Source organism: Streptomyces sp. SGAir0957 (assembly GCF_043523415.1).
The window spans coordinates 156167-181602 of record NZ_CP027291.1; the positions used below are offsets into that span (position 1 = coordinate 156167).

The 25436-nt window shown below is 69.6% G+C and carries 30 protein-coding genes; 16 read left to right on the forward strand and 14 right to left on the reverse strand.

All coding sequences use genetic code 11. The features are described from left to right. Nucleotides 1-80: 80 nt before the first annotated feature. The 13 genes from C1N81_RS03225 to C1N81_RS03285 form a co-directional block, all read right to left on the reverse strand. A complete protein-coding gene (locus tag C1N81_RS03225) occupies nucleotides 81-629 on the reverse strand; it encodes a hypothetical protein (protein ID WP_394426524.1) in 549 nt (182 codons plus the stop codon). Next, nucleotides 626-1504 carry a Scr1 family TA system antitoxin-like transcriptional regulator gene (locus C1N81_RS03230; RefSeq protein WP_394426526.1) on the reverse strand — a complete coding sequence of 293 codons (879 nt, stop codon included), beginning with the start codon at nucleotides 1502-1504 and terminating at the stop codon, nucleotides 626-628. Before C1N81_RS03230 ends, C1N81_RS03225 begins: the two co-directional genes overlap by 4 nt. Then, the gene (locus C1N81_RS03235; protein ID WP_394426528.1) at nucleotides 1501-1692 is read right to left on the reverse strand and encodes a DUF5999 family protein; all 192 of its coding nucleotides are present in this window, start codon (nucleotides 1690-1692) and stop codon (nucleotides 1501-1503) included. Before C1N81_RS03235 ends, C1N81_RS03230 begins: the two co-directional genes overlap by 4 nt. Before the next feature lie 19 nt (nucleotides 1693-1711). After that, nucleotides 1712-2161, reverse strand: coding sequence for a hypothetical protein (locus tag C1N81_RS03240; RefSeq protein WP_394426530.1), 450 nt, complete (start codon nucleotides 2159-2161; stop codon nucleotides 1712-1714). 18 nt (nucleotides 2162-2179) lie between these two features. Then, the gene (locus tag C1N81_RS03245; protein ID WP_394426532.1) at nucleotides 2180-3421 is read right to left on the reverse strand and encodes a cytochrome P450 family protein; all 1242 of its coding nucleotides are present in this window, start codon (nucleotides 3419-3421) and stop codon (nucleotides 2180-2182) included. Further along, nucleotides 3418-4647: a cytochrome P450 family protein gene (locus tag C1N81_RS03250; RefSeq protein ID WP_394426534.1), complete on the reverse strand. Its 1230-nt coding sequence runs from the start codon at nucleotides 4645-4647 to the stop codon at nucleotides 3418-3420. Before C1N81_RS03250 ends, C1N81_RS03245 begins: the two co-directional genes overlap by 4 nt. Beyond that, complete coding sequence (locus C1N81_RS03255; protein WP_394426536.1) at nucleotides 4644-5243, reverse strand: GTP-binding protein; 600 nt, start codon at nucleotides 5241-5243, stop codon at nucleotides 4644-4646. The genes C1N81_RS03250 and C1N81_RS03255 overlap by 4 nt, the downstream gene beginning before the upstream one ends. Beyond that, the gene (locus C1N81_RS03260) at nucleotides 5224-5583 is read right to left on the reverse strand and encodes a DUF742 domain-containing protein (RefSeq protein ID WP_394426538.1); all 360 of its coding nucleotides are present in this window, start codon (nucleotides 5581-5583) and stop codon (nucleotides 5224-5226) included. Before C1N81_RS03260 ends, C1N81_RS03255 begins: the two co-directional genes overlap by 20 nt. After that, nucleotides 5580-6023, reverse strand: a complete 444-nt coding sequence (locus C1N81_RS03265; RefSeq protein WP_394426540.1) for a roadblock/LC7 domain-containing protein — start codon at nucleotides 6021-6023, stop codon at nucleotides 5580-5582. The genes C1N81_RS03260 and C1N81_RS03265 overlap by 4 nt, the downstream gene beginning before the upstream one ends. Beyond that, complete coding sequence (locus C1N81_RS03270; RefSeq protein WP_394426542.1) at nucleotides 6020-7447, reverse strand: histidine kinase; 1428 nt, start codon at nucleotides 7445-7447, stop codon at nucleotides 6020-6022. The genes C1N81_RS03265 and C1N81_RS03270 overlap by 4 nt, the downstream gene beginning before the upstream one ends. A gap of 162 nt (nucleotides 7448-7609) precedes the next feature. After that, entirely contained in the window at nucleotides 7610-7804 is a 195-nt protein-coding gene (locus C1N81_RS03275; RefSeq protein WP_394426544.1) for a hypothetical protein, read from the reverse strand. Nucleotides 7805-8226: 422 nt separating this feature from the next. Beyond that, a complete protein-coding gene (locus C1N81_RS03280) occupies nucleotides 8227-8589 on the reverse strand; it encodes a hypothetical protein (protein WP_394426546.1) in 363 nt (120 codons plus the stop codon). Further along, nucleotides 8586-10433, reverse strand: coding sequence for a glycoside hydrolase family 15 protein (locus C1N81_RS03285; protein ID WP_394426860.1), 1848 nt, complete (start codon nucleotides 10431-10433; stop codon nucleotides 8586-8588). Before C1N81_RS03285 ends, C1N81_RS03280 begins: the two co-directional genes overlap by 4 nt. Before the next feature lie 1135 nt (nucleotides 10434-11568). On the opposite strand from C1N81_RS03285, the gene C1N81_RS03290 reads away from it, so the two are divergent. The 13 genes from C1N81_RS03290 (at nucleotide 11569) to C1N81_RS03350 (ending at nucleotide 21600) form a co-directional block, all read left to right on the forward strand. After that, nucleotides 11569-12027 carry an ATP-binding protein gene (locus C1N81_RS03290; RefSeq protein WP_394426548.1) on the forward strand — a complete coding sequence of 153 codons (459 nt, stop codon included), beginning with the start codon at nucleotides 11569-11571 and terminating at the stop codon, nucleotides 12025-12027. Next, complete coding sequence (locus C1N81_RS03295; protein ID WP_394426550.1) at nucleotides 12024-13097, forward strand: aldo/keto reductase; 1074 nt, start codon at nucleotides 12024-12026, stop codon at nucleotides 13095-13097. The genes C1N81_RS03290 and C1N81_RS03295 overlap by 4 nt, the downstream gene beginning before the upstream one ends. Nucleotides 13098-13146: 49 nt before the next feature. After that, complete coding sequence (locus C1N81_RS03300; protein ID WP_394426553.1) at nucleotides 13147-13572, forward strand: 6-pyruvoyl trahydropterin synthase family protein; 426 nt, start codon at nucleotides 13147-13149, stop codon at nucleotides 13570-13572. Continuing rightward, entirely contained in the window at nucleotides 13569-14300 is a 732-nt protein-coding gene (locus C1N81_RS03305) for a 7-carboxy-7-deazaguanine synthase QueE (RefSeq protein WP_394426554.1), read from the forward strand. Before C1N81_RS03300 ends, C1N81_RS03305 begins: the two co-directional genes overlap by 4 nt. 30 nt (nucleotides 14301-14330) lie before the next feature. Continuing rightward, complete coding sequence (locus C1N81_RS03310; protein ID WP_394426557.1) at nucleotides 14331-14906, forward strand: phosphoribosyltransferase; 576 nt, start codon at nucleotides 14331-14333, stop codon at nucleotides 14904-14906. Beyond that, a complete protein-coding gene (locus C1N81_RS03315) occupies nucleotides 14903-16015 on the forward strand; it encodes a glycosyltransferase family 4 protein (RefSeq protein WP_394426559.1) in 1113 nt (370 codons plus the stop codon). Before C1N81_RS03310 ends, C1N81_RS03315 begins: the two co-directional genes overlap by 4 nt. A gap of 80 nt (nucleotides 16016-16095) precedes the next feature. Then, nucleotides 16096-16797, forward strand: a complete 702-nt coding sequence (locus C1N81_RS03320; RefSeq protein WP_394426561.1) for a PIG-L deacetylase family protein — start codon at nucleotides 16096-16098, stop codon at nucleotides 16795-16797. Then, on the forward strand, nucleotides 16797-17531 hold the full coding sequence (locus C1N81_RS03325) for a WbqC family protein (protein ID WP_394426563.1): 735 nt from the start codon (nucleotides 16797-16799) through the stop codon (nucleotides 17529-17531). The genes C1N81_RS03320 and C1N81_RS03325 overlap by 1 nt, the downstream gene beginning before the upstream one ends. After that, complete coding sequence (gene folE / locus C1N81_RS03330) at nucleotides 17528-18130, forward strand: GTP cyclohydrolase I (RefSeq protein WP_394426564.1); 603 nt, start codon at nucleotides 17528-17530, stop codon at nucleotides 18128-18130. The genes C1N81_RS03325 and folE overlap by 4 nt, the downstream gene beginning before the upstream one ends. Next, nucleotides 18127-18825, forward strand: a complete 699-nt coding sequence (locus C1N81_RS03335; RefSeq protein WP_394426566.1) for a nucleoside/nucleotide kinase family protein — start codon at nucleotides 18127-18129, stop codon at nucleotides 18823-18825. Before folE ends, C1N81_RS03335 begins: the two co-directional genes overlap by 4 nt. After that, nucleotides 18807-19850: a radical SAM protein gene (locus tag C1N81_RS03340; protein ID WP_394426568.1), complete on the forward strand. Its 1044-nt coding sequence runs from the start codon at nucleotides 18807-18809 to the stop codon at nucleotides 19848-19850. The genes C1N81_RS03335 and C1N81_RS03340 overlap by 19 nt, the downstream gene beginning before the upstream one ends. Beyond that, nucleotides 19847-20947, forward strand: coding sequence for a DegT/DnrJ/EryC1/StrS family aminotransferase (locus C1N81_RS03345; RefSeq protein WP_394426570.1), 1101 nt, complete (start codon nucleotides 19847-19849; stop codon nucleotides 20945-20947). Before C1N81_RS03340 ends, C1N81_RS03345 begins: the two co-directional genes overlap by 4 nt. Continuing rightward, nucleotides 20935-21600 carry a 3'-5' exonuclease gene (locus tag C1N81_RS03350; protein ID WP_394426573.1) on the forward strand — a complete coding sequence of 222 codons (666 nt, stop codon included), beginning with the start codon at nucleotides 20935-20937 and terminating at the stop codon, nucleotides 21598-21600. The genes C1N81_RS03345 and C1N81_RS03350 overlap by 13 nt, the downstream gene beginning before the upstream one ends. A gap of 1 nt (nucleotide 21601) precedes the next feature. Here C1N81_RS03350 and C1N81_RS03355 read toward each other — a convergent pair whose 3' ends face one another. Then, complete coding sequence (locus C1N81_RS03355) at nucleotides 21602-22099, reverse strand: NUDIX hydrolase (protein WP_394426575.1); 498 nt, start codon at nucleotides 22097-22099, stop codon at nucleotides 21602-21604. 163 nt (nucleotides 22100-22262) lie between these two features. Here C1N81_RS03355 and C1N81_RS03360 point away from each other — a divergent pair, with 163 nt between their 5' ends. From C1N81_RS03360 to C1N81_RS03370, 3 genes are all read left to right on the forward strand, one after another. Then, nucleotides 22263-23255 carry a hypothetical protein gene (locus C1N81_RS03360; protein ID WP_394426576.1) on the forward strand — a complete coding sequence of 331 codons (993 nt, stop codon included), beginning with the start codon at nucleotides 22263-22265 and terminating at the stop codon, nucleotides 23253-23255. A 155-nt stretch (nucleotides 23256-23410) separates the two neighbouring features. Continuing rightward, nucleotides 23411-24850, forward strand: a complete 1440-nt coding sequence (locus tag C1N81_RS03365) for a PEP/pyruvate-binding domain-containing protein (RefSeq protein WP_394426578.1) — start codon at nucleotides 23411-23413, stop codon at nucleotides 24848-24850. Continuing rightward, nucleotides 24843-25430 carry an HAD family hydrolase gene (locus C1N81_RS03370; RefSeq protein WP_394426581.1) on the forward strand — a complete coding sequence of 196 codons (588 nt, stop codon included), beginning with the start codon at nucleotides 24843-24845 and terminating at the stop codon, nucleotides 25428-25430. The genes C1N81_RS03365 and C1N81_RS03370 overlap by 8 nt, the downstream gene beginning before the upstream one ends. Nucleotides 25431-25436 lie beyond the last annotated feature (6 nt).

Sequence of the window (25436 nt, forward strand, 5' to 3'; positions counted from 1 at the left end):
GCGGCTCGCCACAGCCAGGAGGGCCTGATGGCGAGCGCGGCACGTGGCCGCACTGTGAGATGGATGCAAGGCGTGCACGGTCATGAGCGGTGCACCTCCCTCGGGTCGGGGAGGTGCCGCGCGGTCGCCGCGTCCGGATGGCTCGGGTCCCAGGGAAAGAGGACGGTGGCGCTTGTCCTCCAGATCGACCAGTCCGGCCGGGGCGCACAGGAACGGTGGGATACGAGAACGGCTGTCTCGATGAGGCCGCCCTGGGCGCGTCCCGTTTCCAACTTGGCGGTGGCACGCTGCAATTCGGGGGAGCGGTCGCTGTCGCAGACCACCAGGATCCGGTCGGCCCGGTGATCCGGCAGCTCGCCGGCCTGATGTAACGGGACTCGATGATGGGCGGCCAGGGTTTCCGCCGGGGTCAACGCGCCCGAGGGACCGGGCACCCCAACCACGCAGGTGATGGGGCCGCCGGTGCTGGTGGCCGCGGCAAGCAACTCCAGTGCGTCGAGGCACTGTTGCACGGTCAGCCGGTACGGGGGAGAGGGGGCCAGAAGCGCCTGAAGACGCTGCACGGAGCAGCCTGGGGCGGGCTGGTCGCGCCCCGTTGCCTCGGCCAGGGACGGCGGCTCTGTCCTCATCGTGCCAACTCCTTCCGCACAGCCGTGGGGGTGCGCACCGCGGCAGCCGCGGTGGAGGCGAAGGCGTCCCGGGCCTCGCGCAGGCGGGCGAGGCTCGACTTGGGGCTGAGGGAGTTGTCCAGCGCAGCCTCCAACGTCCTATGCCGTGCTGCTCCGTGATGCTGCCCGGTGGAGTAGGTCGCGCCTTGCACCTCCTGTACGTACAGGCGCTGCCGGGTCAGGAAGAGCTCGCTCAAGGTGCCGAGGGGAACGACGAGGGGGGCGGTCAGGGGGACGATGCGCACGCGGATGGTGCCGTCTGCGGCGGACTCCAGGACGTGGGTGAGCTGGTCTCGCATGAGGACGGGGCCGCCGATGGCGCGCATGAGGACGGATTCGTCCAGCAGGACGGTCATGGTCTTGCCGCAGTGAGTCGGAAGGCGGCGGGCTGCGGTTTCGGCCCTGCTCGGCGGGTGTCCGCCGTGCTGGACGGAGCGCCATAGCGTGGCGTAGCCCGGAATCTGGAGAAAGCCGGGGATGAACCAGGCGCTGAAGGTGACGATCGCGTGGGCGGCACGTTCGCAGGCGCTCAGCCGCGACAGCCACCCGGGCCCTCCGTCGTAGCTGACCTCCCGCCCGTGGGCTGCGTCGTCGAGGAGCCGCATCAAGACCTGGGCGGCGTGGAGTGAGGTGACGCCGTAGGCATTCAACAGCGCATGGACCATCACCTCATCCGGACACAGAATCCCGGTCTCGATCTCGCGGGCGGTCGCGTACGACTCGTCGAGAATGTCGGCGGTGCGGCTCAGCGGCAATCCCTGATCCTGACGCAACGTGCGCAGGTACGTCCCCGCGACCAGTGCCCCGGCCGGCGCGAGATCCCCGGCCGTGCTCACGCAGCGACTCCGGCGGTGCGGCAAGGCGCGATGATCTGTCCGTCGGGCAGGAGTTCGCCGGTGTCGTCGAAACGCACAATGCCGTTGCACAACAGGCTCCAGCCCTGTTCCGGATGGGAGGCCATGATGTGGGCCGTGTCGCGTTCGGCGGTGTTGGCCGCGGGGCAGGGCGGCTGGTGCAGGCACATCTGTCGACGTCCTTGTCGTCTATCGGATAGGTGGGGTGGTGGTGCGCCGAGCCCGTCGACGGGGAGCGGGCGGCGGGGGCGTGCGGCCGTCGAGGGCGGCACGGAGGTCGTCCGGGCGGGTCGTGCCGCGGCCGGGCAGAATGACCCAGCGGACATCGCGGCCGGTGGTGATGAAGACCGGCGGGACCGAGATGATCGTGCCGGGGCGCAGCAGACGGCTCCCGCGGACCTCCCAGGAACCGGGCACCACGGCGCCGGGCTCCAGGAGGAAGAACCAGGTCCGCGTGTCGCTGTTGGCGAGGACCGGGCCGGAGCGGGGGCCGAGGATCTCGTGGGCGCTCACGGCGCTGTCCACGCCGACCCGCACGGCGTCGAAGTGCTGCCCGCACGGCAATCCCAGGGTTTGGACCCGGGGTACCCACGCTGGTTGCGGGGTGCCGTCGGCCCAGCCCCATTCGTCGTCGAACATCCTCGTGCCCCCGTTCCGTCAGGCCGCTGCGCCGGTGTTCCCGGCCTGGGCGGTGGTGAGGACGACGGGGAGTTCGCGGTAGTCGTTGCCGATGAACGACGGCTGGGGGAGCAGGCCGTTCTCGTCGGTGGCGAGCCGCAGGCGGGGGAAGCGGGCGAAGAGCGCCGGCAAGGCAACGCGGGCTTCGAGTCGGGCGAGGGGCGCGCCGAGGCAGAAGTGGATTCCGTGGCCGAAGGCGAGATGCTGCCGGTCGCTGCGGTCGATGTCGAAGTGGTCGGGCTGGGGGTTGGTCTTCGGGTCGCGGCCGTGTGCGCCGAAGCCGATCAGAATGAGGTCACCCTGGCGGATCGTGACGCCCTCGCCGAGGTCGATGTCGGCCGCGGCGTAGCGCAGTGGCAGGTGCATGATCGGGGGATGCTTGCGCAGCGTCTCCTCGGTGACGTCGTCCCAGCGTGTGGGATCGGCCTCCGCGGCGGCAAGCTGATCGGGGTGGGCCAGCAGTTCGACGACCGCGCGGTTGATCAGGGAGACCGCGGTCTCCGAGCCCGCCCCGATCATGAGGATGAGGGTGCTGACGAGTTCGTCCTCGCTGAGCCGGTCACCGTCGGCTTCGTGGGTGGCCAGCAGGATGCTGGTCATGTCGTCACCGGGGGTGGCGCGCTTGGTGGCGATCAGGGTGCGCATCGCGGCGAACATGTCGTCGCGGACCTGGGTGGCCGTCTCGTCGGAGGCGCTCGTGTCCAGGACGGAGTCGATCACCCGCAGCATCTCGGGCCGCTGCTCGTCCGGCACGCCGAAGAGGTCGCAGATCACACGGGTGGGCACCGGATAGGAGAAGACGGCGCGCAGGTTGACGGGCTGGTCCGGCTCCATGGCCTCCATGGCGTCCAGCAAGTTGGTGACGATCGTCTCCACGGCGGGGCGCATCGCCTCGATTCGGCGCGCGGTGAACGCACGGCCCACGAAGTCCTTCAGACGCTTGTGGTCGGCGCCGTCGCTGGTGAACATCGAGACGACGTCGACCCAGGCGGCCAGCCACGGTATGGCGAAGGGCTGGTATCCGGGCCAGCTCCTTCTGGCGTCCTTGGAGACGCGCGGGTCCACCAGCAGCATCCGTGCGATGTCGCCGCGGGTGACGGACCAGGCGGTCAGGTTGCTGGGCATCGTGACGCGGACCGCGGGGCCCTGCGCGCGGAGCTGGTCGGCCTGTGCGTACAGGTGTCGACCGCTGATGTCGAGGGTGATCGGCGAGCTGGTCACGTAGTACCTCCTGCGGATGCGGTGGCGGTGAAGAGATCGGCGGGCTGCTTGCGGAAGGTGACGTTCAAGGAGACGGGGCACTGGTGGAACGGGCCCGGCCGGTTGGGGACATCGGGCTCGGTGAGGTCCACGTCCCACAGGCGGTCCAGGATCGTTTCGATGGCCGTCTGGGCGATGACGCTGGCCTGGCCGTCGGCCGGGCAGCGGTGCGGGCCAGCCGACCAGGCCAGATGGGAGCGGTTGTCGTAGCCGAGGCCGCGCGGCAGTGCGGGGTCGGTGCCGGTGGCGGCGTGACTGATGAGGACCGGTTCGCCTTCAGGGATGGGGACGCCGTGCAGCATGGTGGCGTGGCGGGCGAAGTGGGCGCTGAAGTTCGCCATCGGACTGCGGGTCCACAACACCTTCTCCATGGCGCGGCGGACGGTGACGGTGCCGCCGGCGAGGTCTCCGGCGTAGGTGTCGTCCTCCAGGAGCAGGCGCAGGCCGGAGGCGATCCATGCCGCAGTGGGGATGGTGCCGGCGCCGACGAAGCAGAAGAGCTGGTGGACCATCTCTTCATCGGTGAGCCGGGCAGGGTGGGCGAGCATCCAGGACGTGAAGTCGGCACCGGGCTGTTGCTTCCGCGTCTGGATGAGCTCGAAGAGGATGCCGGCGAAGTCCTCGGCCGCCTGCGCGGCCGCGGCGCCGGCGCTGATGATGCCCTGGCAGGCGGTGACCATTCGCCCGGCCAGCTGGGTCGGGCAGCCGAGGATGTCGGCGAAGATCAGCAGCGGAAGGGTGTCAGCGAAGTCGACCATCAGGTCGCCGTGCCCGCGGGGGGCGATCCGGTCGATGAGCCAGTTTGCGTGCATCTGGGTGGTCTCACGCAGCATGTGGACGTCGACACGGGCCAGGCACTGCTCCAGGGCGATACGCAGCCGCTCGTGGCGCTGGCCATCGGCGTACAGCAGGCTGGGGCGGAAGGCCATGAGGGCCAGGACCGGGCTGTCCGGCGGGACACGGCCGTTGTTGAGCGCGGCCCAGCGGCGGCTGTCCTTGCTGTAGGTGGCGGTGTCGTTGAGCAGTCTGATCGCGGCGCGGTGGCTGGTGACGACCAGGGCGTACACGTCCTCCGCGATCTCAGCCCAGGCCACCGGGCCAGCGGCCCGCAGTTCGTTGTAGGCGTCCTGCGGCCGCGCGGCGAAGTCGTCGCCGAACAGACGAGGCGGGCACGGGGAAGCAGTCATCGGGCAGGCTCCAGGCGGGGACGGGAGAGGATGTCGGTGACCAGGGCGATCAGTCCCTCTTTCGCCGAATGGCGGAACCGGGCGTCCACCCACACCAGCGGGCGGTCGTCGGCCATCGTCAGGGAGTCGCGGATCTCAGCATCGCTGTAGCGGGGGGCGCCTTCTTGCGCGAAGTGGTTGACGGCGACGGTGTACGGCAGGCCGGCAGACTCCAGCAGGTCGATCGCGGCGAAGCTTTCCTCGATGCGACGGGTGTCGACGAGGACGAGGCCGCCCAGAGCACCGTCGAGCAAGGAGCGGACCATGCGGTGGAAGCGTGGCTGGCCCGGGGCGCCGAAGAGGTAGAGCACGATGTCCTCGGCCAGCGTGACGCGCCCGAAGTCCATAGCGACGGTGGTGGTGGTCTTGTCCTTCATGCCGCCGAGGTCGTCCACGAGTTCCCCGGCCTTGGTCATCTGCTCTTCGGTGTGCATGGGACGGATTTCCGAGACCGCGCCGACCAGGGTGGTCTTGCCCACCGCGAACGGGCCGAGGACTACCACCTTGACCGAGCGAGCCTCGGATGACACATAACGGTCAGAGCTTCTGTAGTCCATCCAAAACCCTCTTCAGGAAGTCTTCCTCGTGCTGCTCGGCAGCGGGAACGAACGGTGCACGGGCGAACAGGTGACCGCTGTCGACGAGACCGGAGACGATGACCTTGGTGATGGCCCCGGGCAGCTCGAGGTGGAAGGCGACCTCGGACACGGCCAGGACACCGGGAAGGCACAGCTCCATCACCCGGTAGGCCTGTGCACCCAGGCCGGCCAGCGGCACGTCGGGGTCGGCGATCAGCAGCGTGGCCTCGTCCAGGGTGGTGCGCGATGGCGTGGCACGGCCTTCCGTGGCGGTGTGGGACCGCACCATCCCGCGCCTCTGGCGCCCGTGCGTGGTCATGCGGTGCTGCTCCGCTCGCGGGCGCCGAGTACCGGGCGCAAGCCCTGGATCATCTTCAGCGTGGCTGTGATGGCGAGCGAGGCTTCCTTGCTGAGCGAGTCGCCGCGCACGGAGACACCGACTCCGGTGCGCTGTCCGGCCGCGAACAGCAGCACGGTTGCGTCCTTCAGATCGCTGACCACGTGCCGCATGACCAGGGAGCTCTTGTTCTCGTCGGGGTACCCGCAGAAGGCCCCGAGGTCGGACTGCAGGGACTTGACCCCGGAGAGGGCAGCAGCCGCGCGTTCGGCGTCGTCCTTCAACAGGCCGTCGGATTTGGCGATCACGAGCCCGTCGCTGGAGAAGAGGAGTGCGCTGATGACGCCCGACTCCTCGCACAGCCGGTTCAGGGTCCAGGTCATGTCGGTGGAGTCGGCGGTGTGCTGATCGGCGGTGGTCACTGCTGAAGTCCTTCGGTGTCGGTGGCCTCATAGCCGGTGCGGAAGGCCTGGCTCATGCCGTCGAAGCCCGATGTCAGGGCCTCGGGGTCGGCGGAATCGGTCAGGGCCTCTTGGGTGGGCCCCTGGGGAATGGGCGTCAGGTTCTGTGGAGTGCGTTTGGGTAGGCCCGAGACTGTGGTTCGCGGCGCCCGGGGCGCGGTGGCCTCCGCCGGCGCGTGCGCGGGGCGTTCCGGCGCTGGGACCGTGGGCGCTGCAAAGCGTGCGCTGGGCGCGACCTGGGCGTGCTCGGGCTCGGATGTCTGCGGGGGCTCGCCCATCAGGGCTCTGGGGACCAGGAGCGCGGCCTTGACCCCACCGCTCGCCGAGGGGGCGCCCACGTCGACCTGGAACTTGTAGTCGTGGGCGAGGCGCCCGATGACGGCGAACCCGAGCTTGCGCTCGTCCTCGAGGCCCGAAACGTCCAGCAGAGCCCGGTGGTACAACATCCTTTCGGCATCGCCGAGTTGGGAGGCGTTCATGCCCAGGCCGGTGTCCTCCACGACGATGCGATAGCCGGCCTGGACCTGCTGGACGTAGACCGTCACCTCGTCGCTGGAGTAGGTGGTCGCGTTGATCATCAGCTCGGCAAGGGCGACAGCAATGGGCTCGACGACCCTGCCCTCGACGTACTTCTCGCCGACGTCGGGAAGGTAGGTGTAGTTCACCCGGTCGTACGGGCCGATGCGGCCGCGCGCGCTCTCGACGATCTCGCGGAAGGTGGCGTTCGCCCGCTGCGTGCCGGGCCATGAGCCGGCGAGGATTCGAAGGCGCTGGACCATGTGCAGGGCTCGCGTGGCGAAGTGGTCGATTTCGATGAGGCTCTGGTGGTAGGTGCTGGCTTGCGAGTGCTTGCCCAGTTCCTCGTCGATCTTCATCTGGAGCTTGGTCAGGAAGGTCTGGACTTCGTCTGCGGTTCCACGTACGCCGGCCCGGGCCGAGCGGCCGATGCCCTCTCGGGTCACGGCTACGGCGTCGCACACCATCTCCACGACTGCCTGATGGAGCTTGTCGAACTCGGTCCCGGCCAACATCTCGTTGGCCAGGCCGGGGACGGTGATGCCCGGGTGGCGCCGGGCTTCCGCATCGACGATGGCCGGCAGACGGTGCTCCACGAGGTGGTGGAACTCCTCGCGGGCTGCCTCGTACCAGCTCCAGTTCGTGGCGAGTTGTTCCTGCAGCGTCTCCTGCACGGCTGCTGCCTGTTGGCGGACCTCTTTTACCTTGCGGTCTGCCGCGTCACCGGCTTCGGTGACGCGCCTCTCGGCAGCCAACCTGCCCTGGATGGCCTGACGCTTGCCGCGGACCTGGAGGGCGAGCGCGCCCGAGGCGACGGTGAGTCCACCGCCCAGCGCTATCTCGGTCACGACGTGCGGGAGGAAATTCATGACAGTCCTTCAGGTGCGGGGGCGTGGCGGGCGTCCAAGCCGCGGGGGTCCGGTCGGCGGGCACTGTGCGGGGGTGGGCCGCCGGGGCGGGCCTCCTCGAGCGCTGCGGCCACGGGGGAGGGCCTTCACGCTCGGGAGTGCGTACCCGCCCCGGCGACCGGTCTAGGGGGAAAAGCTGCTGATGACGTCCGCAACGCCCTGGACGGCCTCGCTGATGGTCGGGGCCAGCGTGGAGTCGCGCAGGTAGAACCCGAGCAGCATTGCGGCCAGTGCGTGCGCGGGCCTGAGCCCGGACTTTCGGATGAGCAGCACCACGACGACGCCGAGGACACCCACGAGCGGCACTGTGAGAACCATGCGGATCCTTCGTCACGCGGCCACCATCCGCAACCGGGCGCGGCTCGCGCTGAGTTGGTGGTGGAGACCGCCGGGCGAAGTAGTGGGAAACGATGTCTCGTACGGCAGTAACCAGAACCGGAGAGGACAGCGAGACCATCCCGATCCGTACGCCGCATCGCAGACCCAGGAGTCGTGCAGGCACCGGGAGTGCGCGGCACTCCAGTGGTAGATCGTGCCGGCTTCCACGGGGATGAACATGGATCCGTGGGCCGGACAGCAGAGGGCTGGGCCGACGGGCTCACCCTCGCAACGCAGCACCTCAAGGGCGGACATCCCCACACGCAGTGTTGTGACAACGACATCGACGCCCCTAGCAGCTATCGCTAGCGGCCGGGGGGTTTCCGTGAACTGGACGTGCCAGGGGAGGCGGGTGGCCAGGATCATCGGAACTCCATCAGCGGCAAGGGGGACGGTTCGACGGGCGGAGTGATCGTGAATCCAGCGTGATGCGTTTTGCGTGCCACCGATACGCCAAACTGCCGCCACTTCTTCGCCACTTCGTGGCTGCAGAGAGTGATCGACGAACGCAGACGGCCGGTGCAGGCGGAGCGAATCGGGCGTTTTTCCTTCGTGAGATCCGCAGCTGTGCATGAGGGCGACGTCGTGGCCACTTGTTCGCCACTTTCCGGGTTCCAATTGACGTGGTGCCAGACTTCCGGTAGTGCGCGATGTGCCTGTGGATCCTCAACTGCCTCGCCCTCCGGCACGATGGGGGGTGCGGGGAGAAGGGTGCGTTGGTTCATGACGCCGTCCCAGCGCGTAGGGCGGGGAGGTGGGGGACGCGCTCGGGGCCCGCGGAAGCGGGCACCGTCGTCAGTACCGCGCGCAGGACAGCCAGGTGGCTGAAGCCTTGGGGAAAGTTTCCCAGCTGGCGTCTGGTGCGAGGGTCGTACTCTTCGGCGAGCAGGCCAACGTCGCTGCGCAGCGAAAGCAGGCGGTCGCGCACTTCGGCGGCCTCTTCAGGGCGGCCGATCCTGTCGAGCGCTTCGGCCAACCATCCAGTGCAGATCAGGAAATGGCCCTCATCCCCGGATAGTCCGTCGACGCCAGCGTGCTTGCCTTCGGTCTTGTAGCGCAGCAACAGTCCACTGGTGGTGCCCAGATCGTTCTGGACTGCCTCGATCGTGCCGATGATCCGCTTGTCCTCTGGGGGCAGGAACCCGCAGAGCATGGCGTGCAGGAGGGAGGCGTCGAGCGCGTTCCCCCCGTAGTGCTGAGTGAAGGTGTTCCGCTCGGCGTCGTAGCCGTTCGCGCACACCTCACGGTGGATGGTCTCGCGCAGGGCCTTCCACCGCTCCAGCGGGCCCGTGGCGTAGCCGAGTTCAATGAGTCGGACCGCCCGGTCCACGGCAGCCCACGCCATCATCGCGGAGTGTGTGAACCGGCGGCGCGGGCCACGGATCTCCCAGACCCCCATGTCGGGCTGGTCCCAGAGCGTCTCCAGCTCCGTGACGAGATCGACAACGAGGGGGGCGATCCCGGGCGCCTCGTCCGGGATGGCGAGCGCGATCTCGTAGAGAGTGTCGGCAACCTCGCCGTACACGTCGATCTGGAGATGTCCGGCGGCGCCGTTGCCGACCCGGACCGGAGTCGAGCCCTCGTACCCGGGGAGCCAGGGCAGCACTCGCTCAGGAAGGTTGGGTTCACCGTCGATCCCGTACATGATCTGCCGACGGCCCGGTGTGCCGGCGCATGCCCGTACCAGCCAGTCCTTCCATGCGAGAGCCTCGGACAGGTAACCGCACCGAGCGAGAACACTGGCGATGAACGCGCCGTCGCGGAGCCACGCATAGCGGTAGTCCCAGTTGCGGATGCCGCCGAGTTCCTCCGGCAGGGACGTGGTTGGCGCGGCCACGATCGCCCCGGTCGGGCTGTAGATGAGAGCCGCCAGGGTCAGCAGCGAGCGGATGACCGTGCCCCGCTTCGGTCCGGTGTAGGTGCAGCGCGCTGCCCACTCTGTCCAGTGGTTGAGGGTGTACTTCAGCAGTGCGTCGGGGGCCGGCTGCGGCGGGGGGCTGTCGGTGCCTTCCCGCCACGACAGCACGAACGAGACCTGCTCTCCCTCGACGACGGTGAAGTCCGCGTGGATGTCGCCGTCGTCGGCCTGGACGGACTTGGTGGAGTCGAGCCATAGCCGTCCATCGCCGTCCTCACCGAGCTCGATGGCGAGTTGTCCTTCGGCGAGGTGTTCGAGGCGGGGCACGGTGCGCCCGTATCCGGGCCGGGCCCGCAGCAGCGAGCGCATCGCGACCTGCCCCTGCACTCCGGTCACAATGCGGACGACCTGGGGCGCCTCGTCGCCCGGGACCATGAAGTCGGTGACCTTCACGGTGCCGGACTCGGTGGCCCACTCCGTTTGCAGGACCATCGTGTCGCCTACGTACTGGCGCACTGGGAGGGGCGCGGAGACATTGTCCGGGAGGATGGCCGGGGCGACCTGCCAGAATCCGTGCTCAGCGGTGCCAAGGAGCCGGTTGAAGACGGCGGCCGAGTCGAACCGCGGCATGCACAGCCAGTCGATGCTGCCATCCAGGCGGACCAGAGCGGCTCCTCTCTGGTCGCCGAGGAGGCTGTAGTCCTCGATCATCCCCGCACTGCCGTGCACCTCCGGCCCCCTGGTGGCCACGTACAAGCGGAGACCGCCGGGCTCGCTCCGGCTCACGAGGAGACCGTCGGCGAGCAGCGGCCGGCACACCCGCGCCATCCGGCGCGCCCCGAGGCCATGCCGATGGGCGAGCAGCCCGATGGGCAGCGGTGTACCTGCTCGATAGCGCCCGAAGCGGATTCCGTCACGGATCTCCCGCACGAACTTCCTGTCCTTCGGGTGCGCTTCGTTCGGACGCAGGCGCCGAGTCGCCCCCCGGCGCGGGACAGCGATGTCGCCGTCCGCGTCCAGCTCACGCAACACCGCTCGGGTGACCCTCGCTGACTGGCCTATACGTCGGGCCAGTGCCTCAACGGGTGGCAGCGCCTTGTCATGCGGGTGTTGACCGACGAAACCTCGTAGCGCGGCGCACGCCTCGTTGAAGCCCTTATGCGCGGTACTGGCCGTCACGCGGCCACCGCCTGGGCCCGAACGGTGCCTTTGAAGTCCACCTGGCGCAACGCGGTGGTGCCTTTCGTCAGTAGAGCCGCCGTCTGCGCGACAGCAGGGTCCGCCGGCCGACGGCGGCGCAGAGCAAGGAACACGGTCACTCCGAGGGAGACGTGGGACGTGACGTTGGGGGCAGGCGATCACCGCGGTCGTGAGACGACGACTGACCGGGCGCGTCTGCCGCTGGCCCCGGCCCACTGATGCTCAGGCACTCGCGGACGAGCGCCTGGCTCTCGTTGCCACCTGACCGGGGAGCGATCACGCGCATGCAACGGTGATTTGCGCGGGCGGTGAATCGCAAGCCCCCGCCAGCGCACGGCCCCCGCCCAGGTGAGTGAGCGGAGAGGCCATGCGCTGGTCCACCTTTACGATGACGGTGATCTCTTCGCGCCGGTACGCCAAACCGTCGCCACTTCTTCGCCACTTGGGCGGAGCGCAGGACCAAACCGGACGCTCATTTATCCCTTTTGTCATGGGTTACCTGGAGCGGAATCCCGTGCCGGGCGACGTGAAGTGGCGAAGAAGTGGCGACGGTTTGGCGTACCGATGCCGCTCGTCTTCCGCCACCGTTGAGTCAGGCCGCGATCGTGGCCACGCCCCAGGGCGTCTTGAACACGAGGAGACGAGGGTGTCCTCAACAACCGCCGAGCTGATCCTTGACCGGAGCCTCGGAGAGCTGGTGAGCCACAGCAACGTCGAACTCGCCGGTCTCGATGCCCCGCAGCGCGTGGCCCGCGCGGCAGTCCACGACGCTCTGGAGGGCGATGCCGATGACGCCTGGTTGCACGACCTCGACATCGTCGCCAGCGAGGTCGTCACCAATGCCTTGAAGCACACACCGGGAGCGGTCCGCATGCGCCTGGAGATCTATGAACGGGGCGTGGCCATGGGGGTGATTGACCGCGGTGACGACTTCGACGCCCTCATCGTGGCCCCGGCTGACGCAGACCCGGGGGAGATCATCGAGGCCACCAGCGGCCGAGGTCTGCTCATCGTCAGCTGTCTGGCCCAGTGCCTGAAGGCGGAGCCGGCCGCCGATGGGAAGATCGTTACTGCCGTCCTCGAACGTCCGGCAGGTGCGCGTTGACAGGCGCATACGCCCTCGCACCTCGACACCTTGCCAGGGGCCTGTGGGCTCATCCGCTGGGCGTCAACACCGGATCCGTCGGTCTGACGGAGGAGCGAGATCTCGGCAAGTCCTCCAGCGACGGGCGCGTGCTCGACGGCCTACGCCGTGCGGTAGAGCTCGGTGCCAACCTCCTGGACACGTCGGACTCCTACGGCGCAGGCCGTGCGGAGCGGATACTCGAGCGGATCCTGCGCGAGTACCGCAACGAAAGCATGATCGTGAGCGGCAAGGTCGGTCGCATTCGCGGGTCCGCACCGCACGCCTACGCCGACCGCAACATCCACCGGCAGTTCCAGCAGACCCGCGACAACCTGTACGTCGACGAGGTCGACATCTACACCCTCGACTCCTGGGACTTCGGCCCCCAGGACCGTTACCTGGGCAGCGCCATCGACCAGGTCCGCACACTGCAGCAACTGGGCGACATCAAGGCGATCGGCATGCGCGGCCCGTACGTCCATTACGGAGCGACACCGGCCGAGCGCAACGCCTGCGCGGAGCGCTTCCTCTACCTCTTCCGGCTGATCAAGCCGGACATCATCTGGACCCGTTTCAACGCCCTCACGCCGGTGATCTCCCTGGAAGGCGAGGACCTGTTCGCCTTCACCGCCCGCCACGGCGCCGGCGTCATCCTCGCCGCGCCGCTGGCCCACGGACTGCTCACCGGCAAGGCGCTTCCCAGCGCGATGCCTCGCCTGGGCCCTCCTGACGCAGCGGCGAGCACACGGTCCTTGGCCCCGCAGGCACTCGAGGCCATCGCTGCCGGCCTTGATGTACTGCGCGACCACTTCGGTGACGCGCCCGGCGTCCTGACCCGCCTCGCGTTGCGGTCGTGCCTGCAGAAGGCCGATCACGGCGCGGCAGTCGTCGGCTTCACTCGCGAGGACCAGGTCACCGAGAACTTCCGCTGCCTCGGCCCACCCCTCACTACCACCGAGTTGGCCCTCGTCGATGAGGTCTACGCCCAGATCCGCACAGGGATAGAGGAGTCAACCGAGCGTCAAGGCGCGCCAAGGGCCAGTGTCTGACCCGTCGCGCAACAGCCCCCCCCAGCGCCCACCCCGCATGGAGACACGCATGACGACGACCACCACCGGACAGGTCCCGGACGGGACCTTCAGCATCAGCAAGCGGTTCACCTTCGACGCCGCGCACCAGCTCACCAGCCTCGGGCAGGACCACGCTTGCGCCCGCCTGCACGGACACGGCTACCGCGTCGAAGCGGTCCTGTCCTGCGCCGAGGACGAGCTCGTGCCACCGGGCTTCGTCGCCGACTTCAAGGACCTCGAGCCGCTCGCGCGGTACATCAAGGACACGCTCGACCACCGCAACCTGAACGAGGTGCTCGACTTCGAGCCGACCTCGGAACTGATCGCACGCCATCTCGCCCGCTGGTTCCTCACCCACTTCACCCCTGTCGTCGCGGACCGGCTGATCCAGATACGCGTCAGCGAGACCGAGAAGACCTGGGCCACCTACACCCTGCACGGGAGGACTGCGTGACTGCCGACCTGCTGCTGGACACGGACCACGAGTCCGAGCTGATCATCGCCTACACCTTCGGCGACACCCAGCCCACCTTCCAGGGCGAGGGCCCGAGCGCTGGCACTCCCGCCCTCTTCATCCGCCTGTCGCGCTGCAACCTCACCTGCGGCTACTGCGACACCAAGGAGACCTGGGACTGGGCCAACTACGACATCAAGAAGGAGTCCCACAAGAGCACCGTCAGCGACCTCGCCACCTGGGCCTTGGGCCAGAACGTCGAACTGGTCGTGATCACCGGCGGCGAACCGCTGCTGCAGCAGAAGAAGCTCGTCCCCCTCGTCCAGCGCCTCCTCGCTGGCGGCAAGCGCATTGAGTTCGAAACCAACGGGACCATCGCCCCCGTCCCGGAACTCCTCATCGAAGGCGTGCGGTTCAACGTCTCGCCCAAGCTCGCCAACTCCGATGTCGCCGAGCACAAGCGCATCGTGCCGGAGGCACTGCGCGCCTTCGCCGCCAGCGGCCAGGCGATCTTCAAGTTCGTCACCCGCACCGTCGATGAGCTCGACGAGATCGCCTCCTACGCCGAGCAGTTCGGACTCGCCCCCATCTACGTCATGCCGGAGGGCACCACCGCGGAGGGACTGGTGGCCACGACCCGCGTGCTGGCCGACCATGTCCCCGCCCGTGGTTGGCACTTCACCCAGCGGATGCACATCTTCGCCTTCGGTGACAAGCGCGCCCGCTGACCCGACTCCTTCCCGCTTCGGAGGACACACGTGACCCAGCCCCTCGCCCATACCGGGACGGCGCCCGTGCAGCGCGTCTTCGAACGCAAACGCATATGGAACCTGGATCAGGACGCCTTCCAGGCGGCCGTCGCCCTGATCGCCGACCACGAGCCCCGCCCCGACGCCGTCATCGGGATCGCCCGCGGCGGCGTGCCGCTCGCCCGGGAACTGGCAGCACACTTCGGCGTCGCGGCCCTCGAGATCACGGCCCGGCACAACGCCACCGACGACCACTATCTGGAGGCCACCGGCCGCGTGCAGCTGCCCACCACGACCGCCGACGCCCTCGGCCGACTGGCGTCCGGGCAGCGGCTCCTGGTCGCCGACGACATCTGCGGCACCGGCGCCACCCTCAAGGCCGTCCTGCCCTTCCTCACCGAGCACCTGGCCCCGGAACAACTGCGCAGCGCCGTGCTGTGCCGCAGCCGGGCGGCCGACTGCACCCCCGACACCTGGGTGTGGGACACCCTCGACTGGGTCGTCTTCCCCTGGAACAAGCCCGCCGACCAACCCACCGAGAACCTCGCCGCGCCCGCCACCGTACGGACGAAGGAGTCGCTGTGAGCACGGTCGCGTTCTGCCTGCTCACCTACCGGCCCGACCACCCCTCGGGTATCGAGCGGAGCATCGCCGCCCTCGTCGAAGGCGTACGCCGGCTCGGCCACACCCCCCTCATCCTGGCGGCCGGCCCCGCCTCACCCAGCGACGCCGCCGAGCCGGGCATGGTCCGGCTGGAATCCGTCCGCCTGCCCCGTCCCGCCCTCAACGACGACGTCCTGCGCGCCCTCGCCGACCCGGGACCGGTCATCGAGGAAGTGCGCGACATCCTCGCCCGCCACCAGGTGGACGCGGTGTGCTGGGCGGACACCCTGTGGGGCCTGGGCTACCTGAACCCGGTGCCGGACGGCGTCCGTTCTGCCCTGATGGTCCACAAGATCCGCCGCAGCAGCGAGGACCGCTGGCAGCAGGCCCTGGCCGCCGTCGACGTGGTGTGCCCGGCCAGCGACTATCTTGCCGCTGAAGGCGCGCAGGCCGGACTGGACACCAGCCGCTGGGTGACCGTCCCCAACGCGCTGCTCACCGACCCCGCCCCCGTCCCCGCGGACCAGCGCGAAGCGTTGCGAGCCGCCGGACCGATCCGCATCGCCTCCCGCGTGGAGCCCGCCAAGGGTCTGGCCGAGCTCCTCAAGGCCATGCCCGCCGACTGGGAGCGGCCGATCGAACTCGTCCTGGCTGAAGCCGACTTCGAGTTCTTCCCCGGCATGCAGCGCGACGTCATCGCGGCCTGCAAGGAACAGCAGGCCGCGCGCCCGGAGCTGATCCGCATCCTGCCCGCGCTCGGCTGGCGCGAGGTCCCGCAGTTCCTCGCCGGAGCCGCCGCGACCGTCATCTCTTCCACCGAACCCGAAACCTTCTGCCACACCGCCGCCGAAGCCCTCTCCGTCGGCACCCCCGTGATCACCTTCGACTTCGGCAACGTGCCGGGCATGGCGGGCCCCGCCGGCCGCGCCGTCCCCCTCGATCACGGCGCGGACGCCCTGTGGAAGGCCCTGAGCGCCTTGCTGACCAACCCCGACGACTACCGGGCCTCCAGCCAAGCCGCCCCCGACCGCGTCGCTGCGTTCAACCCGGCCGCAGCCGCCCGGACGCTGCTCGCCGCACTGCAGATCTGACGCAATCAGTTTCCGCCTCGCCGCACGGGCGCGCCGTGCGGTCCCGTCGCTCCCTTCCCACGGACAAGAGGAGGGCCTTCATGTTCGGCCTGAAACCCGGTGACCGCGCCCTCGTGGTCAGCACCCATCTCGACGACGAGACCCTCGGACTCGGCGGCACCATCGCCAAGCTGACCGAGCACGGCATCGACGTCGATGTCCTCGCCGTCGCCTGCACCACCGCACCCATGTACGGCGGTACCTCCGACGCTGGCACCCGGCGTGCCGAATTCGACGCCGCCTGCTCCGTCCTCGGCGTCCATCAGCAGCATGTTGCCTGGGTCGACACCGACCGCGCCGCCTACCCCGGCTCGTACCTGCCCGAGCTGATCACCCTGATCGAGTCCGGGCCCGGCCCGTGCCTGCACAGCAGCCGGCCGCGCGCCCTGTTCATCCCCACCGTCGATGCCCACCACCAGGACCACCAGGCCGTCCACGCCGCCGCGCTCGCCGCGGCCCGGCCCGGCACCGCAGACACGCGGTGGATTCCGCCGCTCGTCCTCGGCTACGACGGACCCGAGGACCGCTGCTGGCGCGCCGCCGACGAGCCCCGGACCGTGGTGGTGGACACCAGTACCGTCTGGCCGACCAAGGAGAAGGCGCTGCTCTGCTACACCAGCCAGCTGCGCGCGGCCCCGCACCCACGCAGCACCGCCAAGATCCGCGCACTCGACGAAGCGGCCGGCGCCACGATCGGCACGGAGACCGCCGAACGGTTCCTCCCCTACCGGATGGCCTTCTGATGACCGCCCGCACCGACGTCCTGGTCGCCCACCAGCCCGCGTACCTTCCGTGGCCCGGCTACTTCTCCCGCCTGCTCGACGTCGACCGGCTCATTCTGCTCGACCACGTGCAGTACACCGAGCGCGGCTGGCAGAACCGCAACTTCGTCCGCAGCCCCCGTGGCGAGCAAGTGCGCCTGACCGTGCCGGTAGCGGGGCGGTTCGGGCAGCGAATCCGCAGCGCTCGCACCGCCGACGACCGCTGGCGCGCACGTCACTGGCGCACTCTCACCGAGTGCTACCAGCACGCCCGCTACTGGCCGCAGTGGGAGCCATCACTGCGCGCGGTCTACGGACGCTCCTGGACGCACCTGGCCGACCTGAACCAGGAGCTGATCCGGCTCCTCCTCGACGCGTTCGGTCTGCAGATCGAGCTCGTCCGCTCCTCCGCCCTCGCCCCCACGGGAGCGAAGACGGGCATGCTCATCGACCTGTGCAAGACGACCGGCACCCGTGTGCTGCGGGTGGGCACCGGCGCCGCCGAATACCTCAACGCCGGCCTTCTCGCACAGGCCGGAATCGAGGTCGAGGTCGCCACCTACAGCAGCCCCCCGTACGACCAGGGACGCGGACCCTTCACCCCCGGCCTCTCCGCCCTGGACCTGCTTCTGCACCAAGGACCCCAGGCCCGCGCGGTCATCACCGACAGCGCCCACCTGCGGCCGTGGACCCCGGAGATGGCGGTGCTCGGATGACCACCACCGACACCCGCCTGCCCACCGACGCAGGCATCGACGTCGACGAGGTCGAGGCGCTCTACCGCAAGCTCCTGGTCGCGCTCGGCCAGGACGTCGACAGCGAAGGCCTGCGCGACACCCCCGCTCGAGTCGCTCGCTTCTGGCGGGACTTCCTCCAGCACGACCCCGGCACCACCGACACCGCGTTCACGCACCAGGAATCCGGCGGCCAGTACGTCGTCGTCAGCGGCATCCGGGCCTGGAGCCTGTGTCAGCATCATCTCCTCCCGTTCCGGCTGGACGTCCACATCGGCTACGTGCCGACGGGACAGGTCCTGGGCCTGTCCAAGCTGCCCCGGATCGTTCACACCTACGCCCACCGGCTGCAACTGCAAGAGGCGCTGACCGCGCAGGTCGCTCACGAAGTCGCCCACCTCTCCGGCAGCGGCGACGTCGGGGTCTGGGCGGTGGGAGAGCACCTGTGCATGGCCATGCGCGGCGTCCGCGACCAGGCCGCCCGCACGACGACAGCTTGTCTCCTCGGCCGCCTCGAGAACGACGATCGACTTGCCGAACGGCTGCGCACCGCCGCTTTCACCCCTCTGGGGGCGCGGTGAGCAGGCAGATCGCCCTGGTGAACGTCGAGGGCACCAACGGGGTCGGCAAGACCCGACTCAGCCGCCAGGCTGCAGAGCGTCTTGGCCCCCGTTGCGTCCCGCTGGTCGAACTGCCCGACACCCCGCCCGCCGGACTGCCCGGCCAGGTGATTGCCGCGCTGCACCAGGACGGCGACCTCTTCCTGCGTACCGGGCACCCGCGCACCGAGACCTTGCTCCTCATGGGACTGCAGGTCCACCGCTTCGAGAGCCTGGGACCGGTGGCACCGGGACAGGTCGTCCTGGAGGACCGGGGCCCGCACTCCGTGGCCGTCTACCAGGCCGCCGTGCTCGCCGAGGCGGAGCAGCACTCCGACGAACAGGCCCTGACCACCGCCTGGCACATCCTGTCGACGATCGAATCCTGGCGCCCGCGGCCCACCGCCACGATCCTGCTGTTCGACGACCCTCGCCGCTGCCTCCAGCGATTCGAGCAGCGCATCGGCCGTACGGCCGCCGCCAGCGAACGCTCCCTGATGGCCCGGGTCGACCGGCTCTACCGGCTGCTCGCCCACACCCAGCAGGGCCAGTACTACGTCCTCGACCGCCAACAGACCGACGAACCGCACTCCGTCGCCTTCATCACCGATGTGTGCCAGCGCGCCGCGGACGCCGCCGCACCGAAAGGAGCCGTCTCATGTCCGACCGGAACGTGACCGTGCTGTGGGCGCTGCGCTCATGGTGCGCCTCCCACGAGTGCCCGCCGTGTTACTTCAACTGGCCCGAGAACGCCACGCTCCAAGCCTTGCCGGGGGCCGGTGTACTCGACCATCAGTCGCCGCACGACGTCCCCACCCAGCAACTGCTCGCCTTCGCCCGCACCCTGGGCGACTCTCCCGTCCGCCGCGTCTTCCTCGCCGGCGGCGAGCCGCTGCTGTGGGCCCCGGTCCTGAAGCTGATCGAGACGCTCAAGTCCCAGAGGATCGAGGTCGTGGTGTGCACCAGCGGCCCCGCCCTGAACAAGCCGGGCATGGCCGAGCAGCTGGTCGACCTCGGCGTTGACGCGTTCTCGGTCTCACTCGACTCCACCGACGCCGAGTACAACGACCGCTGGCGTCCGCCGCGCAAGCCCGGCTTCGGCTGGGAGGGCGTCGTCAACGGCATCCGCACCCTCCTGACGGCACGCGGTGACCGGCCGCAGCCCCGGGTCGGCATCTACAGCATGATCACCAAGCTCAACCTGGACGCCATCACCACGGTGCCCCGTCTGGCCGCCGATCTGGGCTGCGACTACTTCGTCGCGCAGCCCGTCTCGCTGCCCGCCGACCACAATCTCCACGACGAGCTCGTGCTCAACGAGACGGACATCCCGCGCCTGCGCCGGGAGTTCGGGCAGCTCTACGCCTCCGGCCTGCCGCTGACCCTGCCTTCCGTCGACTACCCGGGCCAGTTCGTCTCGGCCGTCCAGGAGTCGACCGGTCTGGTCCGCGACTGCTTCGGCGGCAACGACCTGTTCTTTGTCGAACCGGACGGTTCGGTGTGGGACTGCCCCTCCGCGCTGCGTATCGCCCAGACCCCGCCGCAGCGGCGCCGCAACATCCGTGAGACCACTGCGGCGGACGCGTTCCGTCCGGCGGGCTGCGCGGACTGCGCGCTGTTCAGCGTGGACTGCGTCAACATGTGGCCGCTCATGGGATTCGACCGCGTCGTGGACCCCACACCTGCCGGGAGCGCATCGTGACCACTGGAGTCGATCCCGCGCTGATGCAGGCCCTGGAACAGGTTCTGGCGCGCATGCCTGACCCGGCCGGGCGCCGCGAGGCCGAATCGCTGGAGAGCGAACTTGCGTCTGCCTTCGGCATGCGGCACGCCGTAGTCGTGGCCTCGGGCACGTCGGCGCTCCACACCGCGGTTGTGGCCTGCGGCATCGGGCCCGGGGACGAGGTCCTCATGCCCGCCGCCACCGTGATCATGACCGTCGAGGCCGTGGCCGCGACGGGCGCCAAGCCCGTCTTCGTCGACTCCACCCCGGGCGGAGACGGAATCGATCTCGAGGACCTGGCCGCCAAGACCACCCGCGCCACCCGGGCGATCCTCCCCGTCCACCTCGCCGGCCGCACCGAACACGTCCACGAACTCGCTGCGTACGCCCAGGCGACTGGTCTGCGCCTGATCGAGGACGCCTGTCAGGCGCAGGGCAGCCGCACCCGCGGCCGCCCGGCCGGCACGATCGGCCACATCGGCTGCTTCTCCCTCAAGGATGGCAAGATCATCTCCAGCGGAGAGGGCGGCTACCTCCTCACCGACGATCCGGAACTCGCCGCGCGCGCCGCCGCCTTCCGCACCCACTGGCACACCCCGGCTCCCGATGCCCCGGCCGGCAGCCGACTGGGGCTCGGCCTCCGGCTCGCCGAACCGCTGGCCGCCATCGCCCGCCACCAACTCGCCTCGTTCGATGACGCGCTCGCCCTCCGCAGACACCAATGCAGGCTGCTGCACGAACTCGTCGACGACACACCCGGCCTCGTCCCGAACCGTCCTCCGGACGAGCAGGAGCCCAACGGCTACAGCGCAGTGTGGCAGCTCACCCTCGACCGCCCGCGGGCGTTCAGCGTGCGCCTCGCCGAACAGGGCGTGACCAACAGCGTCGGTACCTTCGGCCTGCGCGCCGCCCCCGAGCATCCGGCGTGCCGAGCGTTTGGCCAGAATCCGTGTCCCAACGCGGCCCGTGCGGTAGACCGGCTCCTGGCCGTTCCCTTCACCGCCCGCACAGGCGACGAGGACCTTCACAAGATCGCGGCCACGATCCGCCGGGAGGCCGCACAGTGGACATCCTGACCAGCCTGCACTGCACCTTCGTCGTGATCGATTTCGAGGCGCTGACCCCGGCAGGCCGTCCCGCCGAGCCCACCGAGGTCGCTGCGATGGCGCTTGTCGTACGGGACGGGAAGCTGGTGGAAGACGGCCGCTTCGAGTCGCTGATCCGGCCACCGGCCGACGTGCCGGTGACCGCCCGCGACATGAGCCACGGGATCACCGAGGCGGCGCTGCGCTCCGCCCCACCCGCGGCCGCGGTGCTCGGCGTGCTGGACCGGCTGCTGGCGGCACCCCCCTACCGACTGGTGGCGCAGCACGCCTCCACTGAGGCCGGTCTCATCGCCCGGCAGGGGGAGCACTGCCCTGCCCTGGCCACCACGCCGCTCGTGGACACCGTGAGGATGGCCCGGAAGACCGTACGCGGCATGTCTTCGTACGGGCTGGATGAGCTGCTGCGCTACTACGGCATTCCCAAGCCCGTGCAGCGGCACCGAGCCATGCCGGACGTAGAGGTGACCGCCGAGGTCTTCCTTCGGCTCCTGGAGGAGGGCGCGGCCGCAGGCCACTGGTCGACGCTTCTGGAGCTCGACGCGGCCGCAGGGCTTCAACCGCGTCCGAAGCCGTCGGTGGGGGCCACCGTCCAGGACTCGCTGTTCGGGCTCGGCGGCGGGTAGCTCAGATGCGGTTGGCCTCGGCGATGTCACCGATCCGTCCGAAGAGCTCCTTGGCCTGCAGCCGGGAGTCTTCGGCGATGCTCGGTGCCTCGGCCAGTTCCTGCTCTGTGAACCAGCGGACCTCGTGCACCGGCTGTTGTGACGGTGTGGTGTCGTCGACCACGGCCACGAAGACGTGGTCGACGTGCCGATGCGGCGCGCGCGTGTGGTTGTCGGCGCCGGCCCGCATCTCGCACACGTACCACGGCGCGACGACCTGCGTGTGCGGAAAGCCGGCGGGCAGCGGCAGCGACGGCCCCGGCAGCAGTCGCGCGGTCAAGCCGGTCTCCTCGTCTACCTCACGCACCGCCGCCTCGGCGGCGCTCTCGTCACTCTCCACATGCCCGCCGGCGGGAAGCCACTCCTCCAGACGCGGATGCCACACCAGCGCGCAGCGCCATACCCCCTCCCGACCACGGGTGAAGACGAACACGCTCGCGGTGGACTCCTTGACGACCATCAGCGCACATCCCTCGGCTCGACAAGCACTTCGCGGCCCCACGGGGCACGGCCGCCCCAGACCCGCATCGAGCCTCCCACAGTGCCCAGAGCCACCACCGCAGATTCGCGCCACATCACCCGCACCTTTGTCGATCCGCCCCCCAGACCCCGGGAGGACCCCCATGGAACCCGTCTGGAACGGGATGCTGACCTGCGACTACGAGCGCAGCCGCCCCGCGAGCACGCTGCTGGAGTGGGATCTCTACACCACGTCACTCATGGACTGGCCCAGGGTGCTCATGGAGAATTCGACCCCGTACGGGCGGCTGCGGCGGCCGGGCATCGTCGACATCGACGAGCCCGTGCATCTTCGGCTCGTCGCAGAGCTGGAGAAGTTCCTGTCCGACCCCGACCGTGTCCGGGACTTGGCCTATCGCGCCGCTCTTCACCGGGAGCAGACCGCCCGCGCACTGGATCAGGCCGAACACGCCCTGACCGACCGGGACCTGAAAGCGGCGGACGGAGCCATCGCGGCGGGAACGGCGGCGTTCCTGAAGGTCATGTCCGCCCACATCGTCAACTGGCTGCTGCCCGAGCAGCAGTGGGAGGACCTCCTGACGCAGGTGCTTTCCAGCAGGGCCCGCGCCCGCGACTGCACTCTCGCCCTGGCCACCCCCAACCGCACAGGCCACCTACTGCAGGCGCACCGCCTCCTCCTGGAAGCTGCCACCAGCATCCGTGACGGACGTCCACTTGCCCTGGCCGCGGCCGACGTCAGCGCCCAGGCCGGAACTCTGTACGGGGCGGGTTCACCAGCGGCTGCCGCCATGCCGCTGGAGGACCCCGACCGCGCCGCCGACCTGCTGAGAACACTGTCGGCCAGTACGGACCCCGAAACCGAACTTGTATCCCTCACCGGTTCCCTGGACCGTTCCGCCGCCGTGCGCGAGGCATGGGAGACCGCGGCGCTGCTGGCGGCCGCCGGCCAGCCCGGCCAGCTCGCCGCGGTGCGCGCCCTGAGCACCGCCCTCGCCTGGGCCGCCGACAGCGAGGAACGGCGCAAGGAGTTACGCCACCGCTACCTGTCGCTGGTACGCCGCTGGTCCACCGCCGCCGACCGTGATGCCACCCGCGTCACCACACCCGACTTGCTCGCCCTGGGAGAAGGCCGATGACCCCTAACGCCCTGCTCGCCCTCGACCAGGCCCACGATCCGGCGCGCGTCGGCGGGAAGGCAGCCGCCCTGGCCCGGCTGATCCACCACGACCTGCCCGTCCCCGAGGGCCTTGTGGTCCCGGTCGGTACACCGGAGAGCGCGGTTCCGATCCTCGTGGAACGCATCCTGGCCTGGGCCGAGCAGCGCGCCCCGTACGGGCTGATCGTCCGGTCTTCCTCCGTCGCCGAGGACGGCGCTGCCGCCTCGTTCGCTGGGATCTACACCTCACGCTTCACCCCCACCCGCTTCGGCCCGCTGCGCGCCGCGATTGCCGAGGTCCGTGACTCCGCGCTGCAGCCGACGGCGCAGGCCTACGCACGTGCTCACAAGATCACTACCGCCCCCGGGATGGCCGTCGCGATCCAGCCCGCACTCCGTCCCGCTGCCGCAGGCGTGCTGGCTGCCGAGGTGCTCGCCGGCCGGTGCGTCCGCTGGCGAATCGAGGCCGTCCGTGGCCTGGCCGAGCCACTCGTCAGCGGCACGCAGACCGGCGAGGTCCACTCCGGCCTGCGTCACACCATGCACCCTGTCCAGCCAGCCGAGCAGCGGATCATCCTCATGCCGGGCACCCCCGACGAGCTGCGGCTGCCGCCGGGGGAGTGGACAGCGCTCACCGGCGTCACCCAGGACGAGACACTCGCGAAGATCAAGACATCACAGAAGGGCGTCCTGCAGCTCTACACACCGGCGTCGTGGGCGTCTGTTCCCGTACTGAGCGAAGAACACCGCCAGGCCCTCCTGGACAACGCAGTCGCCGCAGCGGTCGCGCTGAACATCGAACGTATCGACGTGGAGTGGGCCTTGACCGCCGACGGCACCCTGCACTTGGTGCAAGCACGCCCGCTCACCCGCCCCCTCCACGAAAGCCATGCGACCCGTCAGCACTGTGAGGACGGCTGGACCGGCATCCCTGCCGTCGCAGGCACCGGAGCAGGCCCGGCTGTTCGCATCGGCGACAGCACGGCGCTGGCCGGCACCGTCCTGATCTGCGGCGCCCTCGGTCCCGAAGCGGCCGGCGCCCTGCTTGAGCAGCCCGCCGCTGTCGTCTCCACCACGGGGGGCCCGCTCTCCCATACCGCGATCATCGCCCGCGAGCTAGGCATCCCCTGCGTCACCAACGTCAAGGCCGCGACCGAAATCCCGTCGGGGCGCCTGATCGAGGTCAACGGAACTGAAGGCACCGTGCGTCCCGTCACGGGCATCCCAGAACAACGGACGGACCGCGCCAGCCTGGACGGGGCGGCGGTAGTGGTCCAGCGCCTGCCGGCCACCGCCGTCCGCGACGGACGTGCCGCCACTCTCCTGCTGCACTCATCACCGGCAGGTCATCGCCCTGTGCTGCCCGCTCCCACAGCGTCGGGCGAGCTCGGGACGGTAGGGGTGCTGATCATGGACGAGGACATCGTCACTCCAGAGTCACAGGGCTTCCAGGTGGTTCGTCTGAAGTCGCTCGGACGCCTGCTGTGGCCGGTGGACAGCGGCGATGTGCCCGAGACCATCGTCGCCGTCGATCCGAGCGGCCGGATTCTCCACCATCGAGGCCTTCATGACTGACCTCCTGGACAACACCGACGGCCTCATCGTGGACTGGGACGGCACAGTCGTCGACAACGGTCGGCGGCGACTCGACGCCCTGCGCCAAGCGCTCGTGCCGTACGGACTCAAAGTCGAGGAGGACTGGTACACGGCGCATGCCGGGCTGCCAGTACGCGACCTGCTCCGAGTCCTGGCCGACGGACGCGAGCTCCCCGCCGAAGAGGTGGTTCACGCCAGCCGGCAACTCCTGCTGAACGGTCCTCCGCCGGAGGTGATCACGGCAACGCTGGACCTGCTCCAGCAGGCCTGTGCACGCAGGATTCCCCGAGCCGTCGCATCCAGTGCAGCCGCGGTCCTGGTACACACCGGGATCAAGCGCCTGGGACTGGACTGGCTTCTTCCGGTCGTGGTCACCGTCGAGTCCGTGGCGCGCGGCAAACCAGCTCCCGACGTCTACCTGGAAGCGGCCCGACAGGTGGGTGCGGCACCCTCGCGCTGTCTGGCAGTGGACGACGCCCCTGACGGCCTCGCCGCGGCGCGGTCAGCGGGCATGCGGTTGCTGACCGTGAGCGGCGCCACTCTGGTTCCGGTCACGTGAGCCAGC

Excerpts from the sequence above, each read along its gene's own strand:
- C1N81_RS03225 (WP_394426524.1), bottom strand. The coding sequence starts at position 629 with ATGAGGACAGAGCCGCCGTCCCTGGCCGAGGCAACGGGGCGCGACCAG.
- C1N81_RS03235 (WP_394426528.1), bottom strand. The coding sequence starts at position 1,692 with ATGTGCCTGCACCAGCCGCCCTGCCCCGCGGCCAACACCGCCGAACGC.
- C1N81_RS03240 (WP_394426530.1), bottom strand. The coding sequence starts at position 2,161 with ATGTTCGACGACGAATGGGGCTGGGCCGACGGCACCCCGCAACCAGCG.
- C1N81_RS03250 (WP_394426534.1), bottom strand. The coding sequence starts at position 4,647 with ATGACTGCTTCCCCGTGCCCGCCTCGTCTGTTCGGCGACGACTTCGCC.
- C1N81_RS03255 (WP_394426536.1), bottom strand. The coding sequence starts at position 5,243 with ATGGACTACAGAAGCTCTGACCGTTATGTGTCATCCGAGGCTCGCTCG.
- C1N81_RS03260 (WP_394426538.1), bottom strand. The coding sequence starts at position 5,583 with ATGACCACGCACGGGCGCCAGAGGCGCGGGATGGTGCGGTCCCACACC.
- C1N81_RS03270 (WP_394426542.1), bottom strand. The coding sequence starts at position 7,447 with ATGAATTTCCTCCCGCACGTCGTGACCGAGATAGCGCTGGGCGGTGGA.
- C1N81_RS03275 (WP_394426544.1), bottom strand. The coding sequence starts at position 7,804 with ATGGTTCTCACAGTGCCGCTCGTGGGTGTCCTCGGCGTCGTCGTGGTG.
- C1N81_RS03280 (WP_394426546.1), bottom strand. The coding sequence starts at position 8,589 with ATGAACCAACGCACCCTTCTCCCCGCACCCCCCATCGTGCCGGAGGGC.
- C1N81_RS03285 (WP_394426860.1), bottom strand. The coding sequence starts at position 10,433 with ATGATCGAGGACTACAGCCTCCTCGGCGACCAGAGAGGAGCCGCTCTG.
- C1N81_RS03300 (WP_394426553.1), top strand. The coding sequence starts at position 13,147 with ATGACGACGACCACCACCGGACAGGTCCCGGACGGGACCTTCAGCATC.
- C1N81_RS03320 (WP_394426561.1), top strand. The coding sequence starts at position 16,096 with ATGTTCGGCCTGAAACCCGGTGACCGCGCCCTCGTGGTCAGCACCCAT.
- C1N81_RS03325 (WP_394426563.1), top strand. The coding sequence starts at position 16,797 with ATGACCGCCCGCACCGACGTCCTGGTCGCCCACCAGCCCGCGTACCTT.
- folE (WP_394426564.1), top strand. The coding sequence starts at position 17,528 with ATGACCACCACCGACACCCGCCTGCCCACCGACGCAGGCATCGACGTC.
- C1N81_RS03340 (WP_394426568.1), top strand. The coding sequence starts at position 18,807 with ATGTCCGACCGGAACGTGACCGTGCTGTGGGCGCTGCGCTCATGGTGC.
- C1N81_RS03355 (WP_394426575.1), bottom strand. The coding sequence starts at position 22,099 with ATGGTCGTCAAGGAGTCCACCGCGAGCGTGTTCGTCTTCACCCGTGGT.
- C1N81_RS03360 (WP_394426576.1), top strand. The coding sequence starts at position 22,263 with ATGGAACCCGTCTGGAACGGGATGCTGACCTGCGACTACGAGCGCAGC.
- C1N81_RS03370 (WP_394426581.1), top strand. The coding sequence starts at position 24,843 with ATGACTGACCTCCTGGACAACACCGACGGCCTCATCGTGGACTGGGAC.